Here is a 14,950-nt window from a genome sequence, read left to right on the forward strand (position 1 = left end):
AACGGAAAGACATATGCCATGCGGCTCGCGGGCCGTGAGGGGCAGGGGATCCGAGACATGCGCATCAAGACCGTAGAGGCCTGGTGGATCAAAATTCCCATCGAGGCCAGCCGTCAACACCGCAGCGACTTCGGCCGACTGACGACCTTCGATAGCGCTATCCTGCGGATCGAAACGGACGACGGTATCGTGGGCTGGGGAGAGGGTAAGAATGCCGCGGGCAGTGCGGGCACCTACGGCACGCTGGTCCACATGATCAACCACGAGGTGGGGCCGAAGCTCATCGGCCGCGATCCTGCCGATATCTCCACCATATGGGAGATGCTTTACAACGGCGTACGCCACGAGACGGCGGCGCGTTCGGGTCACGCCATGCCCGAGATCGCGCGTCGCGGCCTTTCCGTCGCGGCGATCAGCGCGGTCGACATAGCGCTCTGGGACATTCTCGGCAAGTCGCTCGGCGTTCCCGTCTGGAAGCTGCTGGGTGGCCGCAAGGCCGACAGGTTGCCCGCCTATGCCTCGGGCGGTTGGGAGAGTGCGGAGCGGATCGGCGATCAACTCCGGTCCTATATCGCGGCCGGCGGTTTCAAGTCAGTCAAGATGCGCGTCGGCGCGATGGATCGTGCGCTGCATGTCTCGGCATCGCGCGTGCGGGCGGCTCGCAAAGCGGTCGGGCCTAACGTCGACCTGATGGTCGATGCGCACGGGACGTATACTGTTGCCGATGCCAAGCGCTTCATCCAGATGGTTGCCGATTGCGACCTCGCCTGGTTCGAGGAGCCGGTGATTGCCGATGACAAGCCGGGCATGGCGGAGGTGCGCGCGGCTGGGAACGTGCCGATCGCTGCCGGCGAGAGCGAGGCGACGCGTTTTGCCTTCCGAGATCTTGCCATGCTTCGGGCCGCCGACATATTCCAACCGGACCCTGCCTTCTGCGGCGGCATTACGGAGGCGATGCGCATCAGTTCGCTCGCCAGCGCCTTCAATCTCCGTTTCGCGCCGCATCTCTGGGCCGGTGCGCCCTGCTTCTTTTCCGGCCTGCACTTGTGCGCGGCCTCCCCGGCAAGCTTCATCATCGAATATTCGCTCGGCGCCAATCCGATGATCCATGATCTAGTCGAGGACACTGTGTCGGTGAAAGACGGTATGATAGAGATCCCGGACAGGCCTGGCCTGGGCTTCACGATCAATCAGCGGGTCCTGGAGACTCACGCGCAAAGACAGTGACGATGAAAGAAAACTCCCTCCTCTCCGATCTCGCGGCCCATCTTTTTTCGAACTCGAGCGGCAACGGCCGTACGCCTTCGGAGCGAGAGCTTGCCGAGCATTTCGGCGTCAGCCGGGGCCAGGTTCGAGAGGCACTGGCCATTCTGGAGGCAATGCGCATCGTCGAGCGCCGGGCCAAGTCGGGGATCTATCTGACGACCACAGAGGCGAGCGTGGAGGCAATGGCGCTTTTTGCCCGCGCCGGCGTGCCGCTTGATCCCATCCTGATCTATGAGACCGTGGAGCTTCGCAAGATCCATGAGATCAAGGCGGCGGAGCTCGCCTGCGATCGGGCGACGGAGGAGAATTACCAGCACTTGCGCGATATCCTCGGCGCGTCCGAGGCGAAGCTTGCCGCCGGCGAGGGGCTGGCGCGTGAGGACCGGGATTTCCATTTGGAGATCGTCCGGGCCACCAAGAATAGCGTCTTCCATCGGGTGTGCAGCGTCTATTACGTCATGGGCGAGCACCGCCTGCCGATCTATTTTGCCGATCCCGCCCGCAGCCGGCGCTCGCATGAGGAACATATCCGCATCTACGAGGCGCTGCTTGCCCGAGACGGCAATCTCGCCCAGGCGCTGATGAGCGCGCATCTTCAAGGTGCGGAAAGCTATTGGAAGGGTCTCATCGGCGGTCCAGCGACGGCAGCCGAATAGGCGCAACCGGCGGGAGGGCCGATGAGCTTCATCTTTTCCACACATCCCCTGCACCCTGCGGCCAGGTCCATGCTTGAGGCTGCGGGTGATCTGCGCGTCGCTTCCGCGCCCGATCCCGAAACGTTGCTGCGAGAAGGCCGCGGCGCGGGCATCGTCGTCGTACGCGCGCCGATCCCGCCGGCCTTCTTCGAGGATGCGCCGGCGCTTCGCGCGGCGATCCGCCATGGCGCCGGGCTCGACATGGTGCCGATGGATGCGGCGACCCGCGCCGGCGTGCTTGTCGCCAATGTCCCGGGCGCCAATGCTTCGACTGTCGCCGAGCACGTCTTCCTCGTGACACTGGCCCTGCTTCGGCGCTTCCGGCTGATGGACCGCGAACTGCGTCAGAGCGGCTGGGCGGCGGGCCGCGCCCAGTCGGACACGGCCGTCGACCTCGCCGGCCGCACCATGGGCATCGTCGGTATGGGCAATGTCGGCAAGGCGATTTTCAAGATCGCGAAGTTCGGCTTCGGTCTGGAGGTGGTCGCCACGAGCCGGTCGCCGGAAAACGTGCCGGACGGCGTGCGTTTCCTGGCGATCAATGAGCTTATGGCGACGGCCGATATCGTGGTGCTCTGTTGTCCGCTGACGCCGGAGACCACTGGCTTGCTCGATGCCGGTCGCATCGGGCGCATGAAGCCCGCGGCCATTCTGGTCAACGTCTCGCGCGGGCCGGTGATCGATGATGCGGCGTTGATCGAGGCGCTGCGCGATGGTCGCATCGGCGGAGCCGCGCTCGACGTCTTCGCAACGCAGCCGCTGCCGCTCGATCATCCCTATTTCGGCTTTGACAATGTCATCGTCACGCCGCATCTGGCTGGCCTGACGGAAGAGAGCATGATGCGCATGGGAACGGGCGCGGCGAGCGAAGCCCTGCGCGTCATCAAGGGCGACTTGCCCGTCAATTTGCGCAATCCCGAAGTGGTAGAACACTACCGCCGGCGCTTTCCCGCATAGCGCCCCGTCGCGACAACTCGAAACGCTGGCTGCCCCTGCCGTGCCGCCGAGACCGCTGGCATCTTTCGGACCGTTGAGGTCAGCCCGCGTGCCGCAAGCTTACACCGCTTCCGGCGTCAAACAGCACGACCTTTTCCGGATTCCACGAAAAGCGAACCTCATCCTCGATCCGAAGCGCCGTCTGTGTCGGCACGGTCGCGTGGATGAACTTCTCGCCGGTGCGTAGCGTCACGATCTTTTCGACACCATGGTTTTCCACGTCGTGGACCCGTGCTTCGCCGGGCGCGCCACTATCGAGGAAAATGTCCTCGGGACGGATGCCGAAGGTGAGCGGGCGACCGTCTGTCGCGATCCCGTGTCCGTTGCCGAGGGGCAGCCGGTAGCCCTCGCTGGCCACTGCCTCGCCACCGGCAAGCGTGCCGGCAATCAGGTTCATCGGCGGCGAACCGACCGCGCGCGCGACGAAGGTGTTGACCGGGTTTCGGTAGATCTCCTGCGGCGTACCCGTCTGCACCAGTTGACCATTGTTCAGGACGCCGATCTTGTCGCCCATCGACATGGCCTCTATCTGGTCGTGAGTGACGAAGAGGAAGGTCGCGCCGAGGTTCATCTGCAGGTTTTTCAGCTCGGTGCGAAGTGCTTCGCGAAGCTTGGCGTCGAGCGCCGAAAGGGGTTCGTCCATCAGGAAGACCCGCGGCTTGCGCACGATGGCCCGGCCGATCGATACGCGCTGCATCTCGCCTCCCGACAGTCGGTCCGTCTTGCGGTCGAGCAGATGCTCGATGCGCAGGGTCTTCGCAACGCGGTCGACGCGCTCCTTGATTTCTCCGGGCTCAACGCGACGGATACGGGATTTCAATGGAAATTCCAGGTTCTCCCGCACCGTATAGCGCGGGTAAAGCGAGTATTGCTGGAGCACCAGAGCCACATCGCGCTCGGCGGCACCCCAGTCGGCGACGTCCTGCCCGTCGATGAAGATCTGGCCTGCGGTCGGCTTCTCGAGACCGGCGATCAGGCGCAGCGTAGTCGTCTTGCCGGCGCCGGTCTGCCCGAGCAGCACGAAGAACTCGCCGTCAGCAATGTCGATGTTCAAGTTTTTCAGCGCCGTGTGCCTGCCGAAGGTCTTGGTGATGCCCTTGAGTTCGATATGCGCCATCAGAGTCTGATCCCCAGCGACGAGCCGGTCGCGGTGTTGAAGAAATGTGCCTGGGCGGGGTCGATGCGTGCCCAGACGGCTTCGCCGGGACCAGGCACGAAACCGCTCTTTGTGCGTGCCCTGATCATCTGGTGACCAACCTTCAGGTCCACGATGTCGTGCGAGCCGAGAGGCTCGATGATATGCGCCTCGACCGGCATGAAGCCCTCGCGGGCCTCCCGTGAAACGAGCACGCCCTCAGGCCGGACCCCGAGTGTCAGCTTGCCGTTCTCGGCCCTTGCGTCGGAGAGGCGGTTCGCCAGCACGGCGGGGAACTCGAAGCCCGTCGTCCCGTCGCCGACCTGTACGCTGGTATGGCTGCCCGTTGCGCTGATGATCGCCGGCGCCATGTTCATGACCGGGCTTCCGACGAACTGGGCGACGAACGTGTTGGCGGGTTGCGCGTAAACCTCTTCCGGCGTGCCCACCTGCTGGAGGATGCCCTCGTGCATGATGACGATGCGGTCGGCGAGCGACATCGCCTCCACCTGGTCATGCGTCACGTAGATGGTGGTTGAACCCTGCTTGATATGCAGACGCTTGATTTCCGCCCGCATTTCCTCGCGCAGCTTCGCGTCGAGCGCACCGATCGGCTCATCCATCAGCATGGCCTTTGGCCGTCGCACCAGCGCGCGGCCGATCGCGACGCGCTGCATGTCGCCGCCTGACAGCGCCGAGGGCTTGCGGGCCAGGAGACCGGTGATGCGCAGCACACCGGCGATATCGCGGACCGACGCATCGACATCGGCACGGCTCATCCGGGTCGCGCGGAGCGGGAAGGCGATGTTCTCGTAGACCGTCATGTGCGGATAAAGCGAGAAGGATTGGAATACCATGGCGATATCCCTGTCTGATGCCTTGATATGCTGCACCGGCTGCCCGTCGATCAGAATGTCGCCTTCGTCGATCGTCTCCAACCCCGCGACGGCGCGTAATGTCGTCGTCTTTCCGCAGCCCGATTGTCCAAGCAGCACAATGAATTCATTGTCGGCGATGGCGAGATTAAGGTCTTTGATGACCTGGACGGCACCGAAATATTTCTGAATCCCGCGAAGTTCGATCTGCGTCATAAATGGTTGCCTTCGTCTGGTTGCGCGTCGCGGGGGATTTTGGTCGCCACCATGAAGGCGATCAATCCGACGAGCGTCATCGTCATGCCATAGCGGTGCAGAAACAGGTTCCAGGGCTGGCAGAGCGCGACGATGCCCAAGATCATGAGATACTGCGAACCGGGTTCGAGATATTTCTGGTTGAAGGCGCGAAAGGTCATTTGCGGATCGCTCCGAAGCTCATGCCGCGCAGGAGATGGTTCCTGAGCAGGAAGGTGAAGATGGCGACCGGTAGCAGGAACAGGAACGTGCCGGCGGCAATCACCGTCCAATCCGGCAGGCCTGAGCCGACCTGGCTCGGAATGAAGGGTGGAGCCGTTTGCGCACGCCGGTTCGTCATGATCAGCGCAAATGCATATTCATTCCAGGCCGTGATGAAGCAGAAGACCGCGGTTGCGGCGATGCCGGTGGCCGCTTCCGGGATGACGATCTTGAAAAAGGCCTCCATCCGCGTGTATCCGTCGACGAGCGCGGCCTCCTCGTATTCCTTCGGGATCTCGTCGATGAAGCCCTTCATCAACCAAACGGAGAAGGAAAGGTTGAAGGCAGTGTAGAGTATGATGAGGCCCCAATGCGTGTCGTTGAGGCCGACGACGCGGTACATGAGGAACATCGGGATCGCCACGACGACGGGCGGCAGCATGCGCGTCGACAGGATGAAGAAGAGAAGGTCTGCCTCCCCCTTCACTTTGAAGCGCGAGAAACCGTAGGCTGTGAAGGTTCCCATGCCGACGGCCAGCACCGTGGACGTGATGGCGACGATCAGCGAGTTCATGAAGCGGTTCGGATAGCCGGAGGGCTGCACCTCGCCGCGGCCGGAGCGAACGATCTTCTCGCCGCCGTCGAACACCATCCGCTCCCACCAGGGGGCGGCGGCATATTCTTCAGCGGTTGGCGCCCCGCGCAGTTGCGAGCGCTTGGTGAAGAGCTTCACGAAAGGCGAGAGTTCCGGCTCGAAGAGCACCGTCGGCGGAATGGTGGTAGCGAGATTGCGCGGCTTGAAGGCCGTCGAGGTGATCCAGTAGATCGGCGCCAGGAAGATCAGCGTGATGACCAGTACGGCGGCGATCGCCACCCGGTTCAGCGCGCGTTCGGAGCGGGTTTGCACGGCAGCCATCTCAGCGCTCCTTCACTTTGTTGAGGTACTTGACGTAGATGTTGGTGATCGCAAGAACCATGATGAGCACGATGTAGGCGAGTGCGCAGGAACGCCCCGTCTGCCATTCCTGGAAGGCCATCTTGTAGAGCCGGATGGAGATCACCTCGGTCGTCGGTTGGCTGGTCAGAATGTAGGCGAGGTCAAAGGTCTTGAAGGCCTCCATCGTACGGAAGATGATTGCGATCATCAGGATCGGCGCCACCAGCGGCAGCGTGATGCGGAAGAAGGTATAGAACGGTCCCGCCCGGTCGATCGCCGCTGCCTCGTAGAGATGTTTTGGCACGGCCGAAAGGCCGGCAAGCGACAGCAGCATCACGAAGGGCGACCACATCCAGATGTCCGTGATTGCGACCGCATAGAGAGCCATGTCCGGATTCGACAGCCACTCGAAGGAGCCGAGGCCGAGCGCGTAGTTGATGATGCCGAAGGACGGGTCGTAGAGCAGCTTCCAGAAGAGGCCGACGACGGCCATCGACAGCATCATCGGCAGCAGCAGCAGCGTCGTCAGAAGACCCTTCAGCGGAATGTCACGGTTGAGCAGCATCGCGGTGCCGAAGCCGACGATCACCTGCCCCGTCACAGAGACGATCACATATTTCGCGGTGATGGCGAAATTCGACCAGATGAAAGGATCGTTCAGCAATTCGCGGTAGTTCTGCAGGCCGACGAAGTTGGCCGGCGCGTTCGTCGAGGCGCGAAAGTCCGTGAACGAATAGCCGAGCGAATAGATCAGCGGAAAGATGTTGAAGATGATCAGAAACAGGATCGTCGGGATAATGAAGAGATTGCGAATGCGGATGTCGCTCATGCCGTGGGATGCGGCACGCGATTTCGTGTCTAGCGATGTCATGACTGCGGTTGCCAATCCTCTCCTCCTCCGAGAGTCGGCGCCGGATGCCGGAAAAGGCATCACGATGCGCGAAGTGAATTCCGGGCGCCGCGCCCTCTCGAACCGCGCCTTTGGGCGCGAGATGCAGAATGCAAACGGAGGGGCGACGGAGCCCCTCCGCTGATCGCGTTTGCTATTTATTGCGTCCGTATTTCTTGAACGTCGCGTTCCAGTCCGCTGCCAGAGAGTCGAGCACTTCCTTCGCCGTGCCTTGCCCGGCGGTGACGAAGGGATAAATGCGCTGGTTCATCTGGATCAGCAGTTCGGCATATTCAGGCGTTGCCCAGAAGTCCTTCACCTTGAACATGGTCTCGTAGAAGGCCTTGTTATAGGGTGTCGCGTTCTGAAATTCCGGCGATTCAAGCACCTTGGCGCTTGCTGTGTAGCCGCCGAGTTCGGCCCAGCGCTTCTGGGTCTCGTCCTTGATGAACCATTCGAGGAATTTCATCGCCTCTTCCTGGTTTTTTGAGTAGGAGATGACCGATATGCCTTGGCCGCCGAGCGCTGCGAATTGTTCGCCGTTCGGCCCCGCCGGATTGGCAAAGAAGCCGGTAACCTTGGCGTTCGGGTTGGACGCCTCGTTCACCAGGGCCGGGAAGAAGGCGAAGTAGTTCATGCTCATCGCCGCCAGGTTCTCGGTGATCGCCTGATTGTTCTCGACGAAGAAGGATTTGGCCCAGCCCGGAGGCGTAAAGCCGTAGAGCTCGCGATACAATTCGAGCGCCTTGACGTTCTTCTCGGAATTGATGATGCCGTCGACCTTGTAGCTCTGGTAGTCGCCGAGTTCGCCTCCAAAGGAGAAGATCGCGTTCTCGACACCCATGACGAGACCGTCATAAGAATTGTCGGTGTAGATGGCGATTCCGTAGCGCTTCTGGTCTGGACGGTGGAAGAACTCGGCGATGTCGCGCATCTCGGCCCATGTCTTCGGCGGGGCGAGGTCGTAGCCGTATTTGGCCTTGAACGCCTCCATCTCCTTGGGATCTTCGAACCAGTCCTTGCGGTAGGACCAGCCGACGGCGTCGCCTTCGGCCGGAACTGACCAATACTTTTTCGAGTTCGACGGATATTCGGCGTAGTATTTCACAGTTGCCGGAGCCATCACCTGGGTCAGATTGTGCTTGGTGAAGAAGTCGGTCAGATCGACGTAATGGCCAGCTTCTGACGCCGCCCCGATCCACTGACTGTCGCCGACGACCATGTCATAGGCTGAACCCTTGGCGTTGAACTCGGTGAATGCCTTGGTCTGGAAGTCGGCCCATGGTGTGGTCTCGACCGTGACCTTTACGCCGGTTTCAGCCTCATATTCGTTCGCCAGTTCCTGAAGGTAATTTGCCGGGTCCCACTCGGCCCAGAAAATCGTCAGTTCCTGGGCCTGTGCGGATGTTCCGCAGGCCCACATCAATCCGACACCGGCAAAGAGACCGGCCATAGTTTTGCGCATAACATTTCCTCCCATTTATGCACGCTTCCCGCGTCATCGCGGGCCTCCCGATCCGGCTTCCCGATCCTCCTGGGTGATTTTCGTGCTGGGGTCCTCCCCGACCCTGGCGCGTTTCAGATCTCAAGCCTGAATGTTATTCCCTAATCTGGTAGTACCAAACGCCAATATCGTCAAGAGTGAGCCTCGGAGAGCATTTAGCAAAGGTTCATCTTCCAGACTTCTGGATACCTTCCCACAATTGCGGCTCCGCTCGCGCGGTCTTGTCAGGCAAACTCACGTTCCTGCTCGCCAATCCCGACCACATTTGCTTCATCTGGTCCAACCAATTGTTGGATTAATTTGAAGGTTCCCCACGTCATGCTTTGCTCTCCGCCTGCCGTAACGCTGTATCAACAAGCGCCCTGGCGGCCCATTCGGCAACAGACTGCGCGCTTTCGGAGGTCAGGCCCCAGATATCCTTCAACACGATCAGCACCTCGACGCCGAAGACAAGCGAAAGCGCCTGCGCAAGGCGTTCCCGGGATTCGGGCGGCACGGTGCCCTGCAGGGGAGCCGTCACGCACTTGAGCAGATCGACCCGGTGGCCGCGCGTGAATAGCGGCTCGTTGCCGAGCGTGCCGGCCTGGCGCTGCGCCCACTGGTCCAGCGAAAGTTTCAGCGCCGCCTTGAAGGTGGCTTCGAACTCATCGATGCGCGGCATTGCGGTCGCCAAGAGGTCGGCAACGCGGGTGCGTGCATCCGGACTGTCCGACGACCAGCTGAGTATCGGCCCCAGAGCCTCATCCACCACGGCATGCACGAGCGCGGCCTGGCTCGGAAAGTAACGGTAGGCCGTCGCGCGCGAGACTTCGGCAGCCTCGGCGACTTCACTTACCGACGGAGTGATGCCGGACTGCATGAGCCGCGTTGCCGTTTCGAGCATCAGTTTTCGCGTTCGGGCACGCGGGCCTCGCTCGGTCCTGGCTGTTTCGTTCTGTTGACGTGAGACATCCATGTCTTTATGATACGCACGTCTCACAAATTTGCAAGGGCCTATCGCTTTGCCCCGGACGTGGGATATGCCGGGAGGAAACCCAACCGGTCTCGGAGGGGAAATGAAGCAGATCTACGTGGTCGGCACGGCTGACACGAAGGGCGAGGAGCTTGCTTATCTGGCCGCTTGCATCAAAGCGGCGGGCGGGGCTGTCGTCCGTGTCGACGTCGGCATCCGCGAGCCTCAAACCTCCGTCGATGTGAGGGCCGAAGCAGTGGCGGCGTGCCATCCGGACGGGGCTGGAGCCGTTCTTGCCAGCGGCGACCGCGGAACGGCGGTCGAGGCGATGGGCATTGCCTTCGCGCGCTTCCTCGTGGAGCGCCAGGACATCGCCGGCGTCATCGGTATCGGTGGAGGCGGGGGCACTTCGATCATTACCGCAGGCATGCGCCAATTGCCGCTCGGTCTGCCAAAGATCATGGTCTCGACGCTCGCATCCGGCGATGTGGCTCCCTTTGTCGATGTTTCGGACATCTTGATGATGCCCTCGGTCACGGACATGGCGGGCCTGAACCGGCTGAGCCGCGTCATCCTTCACAACGCCGCCCAGGCGATCACCGCCATGGCCCGCCGGCCGGCTGAGGTGACTGCATCCAAACCAGCCCTCGGGCTTACCATGTTCGGCGTTACGACACCTGCCGTATCCGCCATAGTTGAGCGCCTCCGAGCGGACTATGACTGCCTGGTCTTCCACGCGACAGGCACGGGCGGGCGTGCGATGGAGAAGCTTGCCGACAGCGAACTCATCTCTGGCGTGCTCGACATCACGACGACCGAGGTCTGCGACCTGCTGTTCGGCGGCGTCTTGCCCGCCACCTCGGACCGTTTCGGCGCCATTGCTCGCAAAGGCCTGCCCTATGTCGGCTCGGTCGGTGCGCTCGATATGGTGAACTTCTGGGCGCCGGAGACTGTCCCGGAGCGTTATACCGGCCGGCTGTTTTACCGGCACAACCCGAACGTCACCTTGATGCGCACGACGTCGGCCGAATGCGCGCAGATCGGCCGCTGGATCGGCGACAAGCTCAATCTCTGCCACGGCCCCGTACGCCTTCTCATTCCCGAAAAGGGCGTTTCGGCCCTCGACATCGAAGACGGTCCGTTCTTCGATCCGCAAGCCGACGCCGCGCTTTTCGCCGCGCTCGAGGCGACGGTGAAGCCGACGGTGTCGCGACGTATTATTCGCCTGCCGCTCCATATCAACGATCCAGATTTCGCCGAGGCCGCCGTCGCGGCCTATCGTGACATCGCCAACCCCTGAGAGACAAATCGATGCCAGTCATACCGCGCAGCACCATCCTCGAAAAATTTCACGGCATGATCGCAGCCGGCGTGCCGATCGTCGGCGGCGGTGCCGGCACCGGCATCTCCGCCAAGGCCGAGGAAGCAGGCGGTATCGACCTCATCATTATCTACAATTCCGGGCGCTACCGCATGGCCGGGCGCGGTTCGGCGGCCGGACTGCTCGCCTATGGCAATGCCAACGAGATCGTCAAGGACATGGCGCTTGAAGTGTTGCCGGTCGTGAAAAAGACGCCGGTGCTTGCTGGCGTCAATGGCACGGACCCCTTCGTGCTGATGCCGCGCTTCCTCGCCGACCTCAAGGCAATGGGCTTTTCCGGCGTACAGAACTTCCCCACAATAGGTCTCTTCGATGGGCGGATGCGGCAGAGTTTCGAGGAAACGGGCATGAGCTACAATCTGGAGGTCGAGATGATCGCCACCGCCCACGGGCTCGACCTGCTGACGACGCCTTATGTGTTCACCGAGAGCGAGGCTATCGCCATGACGACCGCCGGCGCCGACATCGTCGTGGCGCATATGGGGGTGACGACCGGCGGCACGATCGGCGCCACATCCGGCAAGTCCCTCGATGACTGCGTCGATGAGATCGCCGCGATCGCCAAGGCGGCACGTTCCGTGCGCGACGACGTCATCGTGCTCTGCCATGGCGGCCCGATCTCCATGCCGGCGGATGCGCGCTACATTCTCGAACGCTGCCCTGGCTGCAACGGCTTTTATGGCGCAAGCTCGATGGAGCGCCTGCCGGCAGAGGCGGCAATCCGCAAGCAGACCGAAGATTTCAAGGCGCTCGCCATCGGCGCGGTCGTCTGAGGAAGGGCATGGAGGAGGTCGTTTCATGGTAAAGAACAAGTACTTTATCTATCCTGAGGATGTGAGCGCCTTCGGTTTCGACTGGGGCAAGCTGTCGCTGACTGTGGCGCCCGAGATCAACGGTGCCAGCCGCTTTTCCGGCGGCGTCGTCGAGCTGCCAAGCGGCGAGGGCCATTCCCGCCACAATCACCCGGGCGCGGAGGAAATCATTTTTGTGATTTCCGGCGAGGGCGAGCAGATGGTCGAGGACGAAAATGGTAATCCGATCACGCAGAAGGTCGCCACCGGCTGCACGATCTATATTCCGGAAAGTCGCTTTCATTCGACGAAGAACACTGGCGGCGGGAAGATGCTCCTTTTCGTGGTCTACTCACCGGCCGGGCCGGAGCTTGCGCTACGCGATTTGCCGGACTTCCGCCTGCTGCCGCCGGGCTTCTGAGGGGGCGCATCCATTTTCTGGGAGGAAAGACTATGAACGACAATGCAGGGCAAACAAGGCAGACCGCCGTGACGCCGTTCGATACGGCCAAGCTCGACCGTCTCATGGAGGAAGCCGGTATCGACGTCATCGTCGCCACCTCCAAACACAACACGCAATATCTCATGGGCGGCTATAAGTTCATCTTCTTCGCCGCCATGGATGCGATCGGGCATAGCCGCTACCTGCCGATGGTGATTTATGAGAAAGGCGCGCCCGATCACTCCGCCTATGTGGGCAACCGCATGGAGGGCGCGGAGCACCAGAACAATCCATTCTGGACGCCCGCCGTGCATACGGCGAGCTGGGGCACGCAGGATGCCGCCGGGCTCGCCGTCGAGCACTTGAAGAAAATCGGCAAGACCGGTGGGCGCATCGGCATCGAGCCAGCCTTCCTGCCCTCCGACGCCCGCGACCTGCTTGCCTCTCGGCTGGAGGGCGCTCGATTTGTCGATGCCACGCATGTGTTGGAGCGGCTAAGGGCCGTCAAGACGCCGGATGAACTGGCAAAGCTGAGACGCGCCTCCGAACTGATCACCGACTCTATGCTGGCGACGATCGCGGCGGCCCGCGCCGGCTCGACAAAGATGGAGATCATCGAGCAGCTGCGCCGGGAAGAAACGAACCGCGGCCTGCACTTCGAATATTGCCTCCTGACGCTCGGCTCCAGCCACAACCGCGCGGGCTCGCCTCAGGCCTGGGCCGAGGGCGAGATCCTGTCGATCGATTCCGGCGGCAACTATCACGGATATATTGGTGACCTCTGCCGCATGGGTGTGCTCGGCGAGCCGGATGCGGAGCTGGGGGACCTTCTGGCCGAAGTGGAATGTATCCAGCAAGCGGCCTTCGCCAAGGTCAGGGCAGGGGCTGCGGGCAGGGAGATGATTGTGGCAGCGGAGGCCGAGCTCAAGGCCTCGCCGTCGGCGGCCTTCACCGACTTCTTCTGCCATGGCATGGGCGTCATCGCCCACGAAGCGCCATTCCTCATGACGAACCACCCCGTCACCTATGATGGCATCGATGCCGACAAACCGCTGGAAGCCGGGAGCGTGATCTCGGTCGAGACGACGATGCTTCACCCGAAGCGCGGATTCATCAAGCTGGAGGATACGCTTGCCATCACTGATGGCGGCTATGAAATGTTCGGCGACCGTGGCCGCGGCTGGAACCGCGGCGGAGCGTGATTGCAGGCCCATTGCAAAAGGCCCGGCAGATGTCACCTGCCGGGCCTTTCGTTGCTTGGTGCCGTCGTCTCAGCTGTGGTGGATCTCTGTTCCCAGCACCTTCAGGCATTCGCGCATAAAGGCGGCGAGCGCCGTCCAGCCCTTGGCCGAAACCATCGTGCCATCGACATAGGCTTCGGTTGGCGACAGGTCGATATAGGTTCCGCCCGCCAGGGTGACCTCCGGTTCGCAGGCCCCAAGTGCACCAACCTTCTTGCCGCGAACGACACCGTCGACCGCGATCAGGATCTGGACCCCGTGGCAGATGGTGAAGATCGGCTTCTTCTGCTCGTGGAAATGACGCACCATTGCCTGCACCCGCTTGTCGGTGCGGATATATTCCGGTCCGCGCCCGCCGGCGCAGTAGACGGCGTGATACTGATCGAGCTGGCTCTCGGCCTCGGAAAACGTCTTGTTGATGGTGACGTTGTGCCCGAGTTTTTCGGTGTAGGTCTGGTCTCCCTCGAAATCGTGCAGCGACGTTCTGAGGATGTCGCCGGCCTTCTTATCCGGGCACACGATATGCACCGTGTGACCGACCGCCTCCATCGCCTGCTGAAAGACGAAGATTTCGTACTCCTCGGTGAAATCGCCGGTGAGCATCAGGATTTTCTTGCCTGGCATGGTTTCTCCTCCTCATTGTCAGATCGGGCAGGCACGACCTTGCCTGCCGGGTTGCTCAGATTTCGTCGAAGGCCGGTAACAGCCGGTCGCGCGAATGTTCGATATGGATGCGCATTGCGTTCGCAGCCGCGCCGGGGTCGCGCGCCGCGAAGGCATCAAGCAGCGTCTGATGCTCGCCGAGTGCCTCCTCGGTGACACGGCGATGAAACATCAGGCGGAAGATATGGAAATGCGTGTGCTGGAAGGTCAGCATCTCGCGGATCAACTCGTTGCCGGCAAACTCCATGATGCGGTCATGGAAAATAGCATCCTTGCGGGCGAAGGCCGAATAGTTCGCTCGTTCGTCCCTGTTGTCGCTGCGTGTCATCACGCCGGCGGCCTCCGTCAGAATGGCCAGCTTTTCGTCGTTCATCGCCTCGGCCGCCTTCGCAGCGCCGGCAGGTTCCAGCAGCAGGCGCAGTTCATAGAGTTCGTCGAAGCGGTGGCGCGTGATTTGCGGCGCGGCACGATAGCCGACCAGATGCTGCTTGACGACGAGGCCTTCGCCTTCGAGCCGGCCGAGGGCTTCGCGGATAGGGGTGTGTGAGACGTTAAATTCCCTCACCAGGTTGTCGACCGTGATGCGTGCCCCCGGTGCGATCTTCAGCGACATGAGCTGATTAAAGATTGCCTCATAGACGTCGCCCGCCAGGCTGTTGGCGCGCGGTATCTGGGTTGTGCCCGTCGAGGGTTCCTTCGGTCTCGTCGAAATCATCTGCTGCCTTGC

Annotated in this window: 16 protein-coding genes; 7 read left to right on the forward strand and 9 right to left on the reverse strand. The window is 61.8% G+C overall.

The genetic code is table 11. The annotated features are described in order from the left end of the window. Nucleotides 1-57: 57 nt before the first annotated feature. The 3 genes from BS630_RS06955 to BS630_RS06965 are packed head-to-tail and all read left to right on the forward strand — an operon-like array spanning nt 58 to nt 2,918. Nucleotides 58-1,227, forward strand: coding sequence for a mandelate racemase/muconate lactonizing enzyme family protein (locus BS630_RS06955; protein WP_077977044.1), 1,170 nt, complete (start codon nt 58-60; stop codon nt 1,225-1,227). Between the two features lie 2 nt (nt 1,228-1,229). Next, nucleotides 1,230-1,922 (forward strand): FadR/GntR family transcriptional regulator, encoded by a 693-nt coding sequence (locus BS630_RS06960; protein ID WP_131662633.1) that lies wholly within the window; start codon nt 1,230-1,232, stop codon nt 1,920-1,922. 21 nt (nt 1,923-1,943) lie between these two features. Then, nucleotides 1,944-2,918, forward strand: a complete 975-nt coding sequence (locus tag BS630_RS06965; protein ID WP_077976815.1) for an NAD(P)-dependent oxidoreductase — start codon at nt 1,944-1,946, stop codon at nt 2,916-2,918. A gap of 79 nt (nt 2,919-2,997) precedes the next feature. On the opposite strand, the gene BS630_RS06970 is transcribed toward BS630_RS06965, so the two are convergent. From BS630_RS06970 to BS630_RS07000, 7 genes are all read right to left on the reverse strand, one after another. Further along, nucleotides 2,998-4,074 (reverse strand): ABC transporter ATP-binding protein, encoded by a 1,077-nt coding sequence (locus BS630_RS06970; RefSeq protein ID WP_077976816.1) that lies wholly within the window; start codon nt 4,072-4,074, stop codon nt 2,998-3,000. Further along, nucleotides 4,074-5,183: an ABC transporter ATP-binding protein gene (locus tag BS630_RS06975; RefSeq protein ID WP_077976817.1), complete on the reverse strand. Its 1,110-nt coding sequence runs from the start codon at nt 5,181-5,183 to the stop codon at nt 4,074-4,076. The genes BS630_RS06970 and BS630_RS06975 overlap by 1 nt, the downstream gene beginning before the upstream one ends. After that, nucleotides 5,180-5,383, reverse strand: a complete 204-nt coding sequence (locus BS630_RS06980) for a hypothetical protein (protein WP_077976818.1) — start codon at nt 5,381-5,383, stop codon at nt 5,180-5,182. Before BS630_RS06980 ends, BS630_RS06975 begins: the two co-directional genes overlap by 4 nt. Further along, entirely contained in the window at nt 5,380-6,339 is a 960-nt protein-coding gene (locus BS630_RS06985; RefSeq protein WP_077976819.1) for a carbohydrate ABC transporter permease, read from the reverse strand. Before BS630_RS06985 ends, BS630_RS06980 begins: the two co-directional genes overlap by 4 nt. A 1-nt stretch (nt 6,340) precedes the next feature. After that, a complete protein-coding gene (locus BS630_RS06990; RefSeq protein ID WP_077976820.1) occupies nt 6,341-7,246 on the reverse strand; it encodes a carbohydrate ABC transporter permease in 906 nt (301 codons plus the stop codon). Between the two features lie 157 nt (nt 7,247-7,403). Then, on the reverse strand, nt 7,404-8,714 hold the full coding sequence (locus tag BS630_RS06995; RefSeq protein ID WP_017956805.1) for an ABC transporter substrate-binding protein: 1,311 nt from the start codon (nt 8,712-8,714) through the stop codon (nt 7,404-7,406). A 355-nt stretch (nt 8,715-9,069) separates the two neighbouring features. Further along, nucleotides 9,070-9,708: a TetR/AcrR family transcriptional regulator gene (locus tag BS630_RS07000; RefSeq protein WP_077976821.1), complete on the reverse strand. Its 639-nt coding sequence runs from the start codon at nt 9,706-9,708 to the stop codon at nt 9,070-9,072. A 100-nt stretch (nt 9,709-9,808) separates the two neighbouring features. Here BS630_RS07000 and BS630_RS07005 point away from each other — a divergent pair, with 100 nt between their 5' ends. Genes BS630_RS07005 through BS630_RS07020 form a run of 4 tightly spaced genes read left to right on the forward strand, consistent with a single transcriptional unit; the run spans nt 9,809 to nt 13,521 of the window. Then, a complete protein-coding gene (locus BS630_RS07005) occupies nt 9,809-11,005 on the forward strand; it encodes a Tm-1-like ATP-binding domain-containing protein (RefSeq protein ID WP_077976822.1) in 1,197 nt (398 codons plus the stop codon). Between the two features lie 11 nt (nt 11,006-11,016). After that, the gene (locus tag BS630_RS07010; RefSeq protein ID WP_077976823.1) at nt 11,017-11,859 is read left to right on the forward strand and encodes a phosphoenolpyruvate hydrolase family protein; all 843 of its coding nucleotides are present in this window, start codon (nt 11,017-11,019) and stop codon (nt 11,857-11,859) included. Between the two features lie 25 nt (nt 11,860-11,884). Further along, nucleotides 11,885-12,298, forward strand: a complete 414-nt coding sequence (locus tag BS630_RS07015) for a cupin domain-containing protein (RefSeq protein WP_025397095.1) — start codon at nt 11,885-11,887, stop codon at nt 12,296-12,298. Between the two features lie 32 nt (nt 12,299-12,330). Continuing rightward, nucleotides 12,331-13,521 (forward strand): M24 family metallopeptidase, encoded by a 1,191-nt coding sequence (locus BS630_RS07020; protein WP_077976824.1) that lies wholly within the window; start codon nt 12,331-12,333, stop codon nt 13,519-13,521. A 69-nt stretch (nt 13,522-13,590) separates the two neighbouring features. On the opposite strand, the gene BS630_RS07025 is transcribed toward BS630_RS07020, so the two are convergent. Beyond that, a complete protein-coding gene (locus tag BS630_RS07025; RefSeq protein ID WP_025397097.1) occupies nt 13,591-14,184 on the reverse strand; it encodes a DJ-1/PfpI family protein in 594 nt (197 codons plus the stop codon). 55 nt (nt 14,185-14,239) lie between these two features. Continuing rightward, nucleotides 14,240-14,938: a GntR family transcriptional regulator gene (locus BS630_RS07030; protein WP_027664640.1), complete on the reverse strand. Its 699-nt coding sequence runs from the start codon at nt 14,936-14,938 to the stop codon at nt 14,240-14,242. Nucleotides 14,939-14,950: the final 12 nt, after the last annotated feature.

Source organism: Rhizobium laguerreae, assembly GCF_002008165.1.
Lineage (GTDB): Bacteria > Pseudomonadota > Alphaproteobacteria > Rhizobiales > Rhizobiaceae > Rhizobium > Rhizobium laguerreae.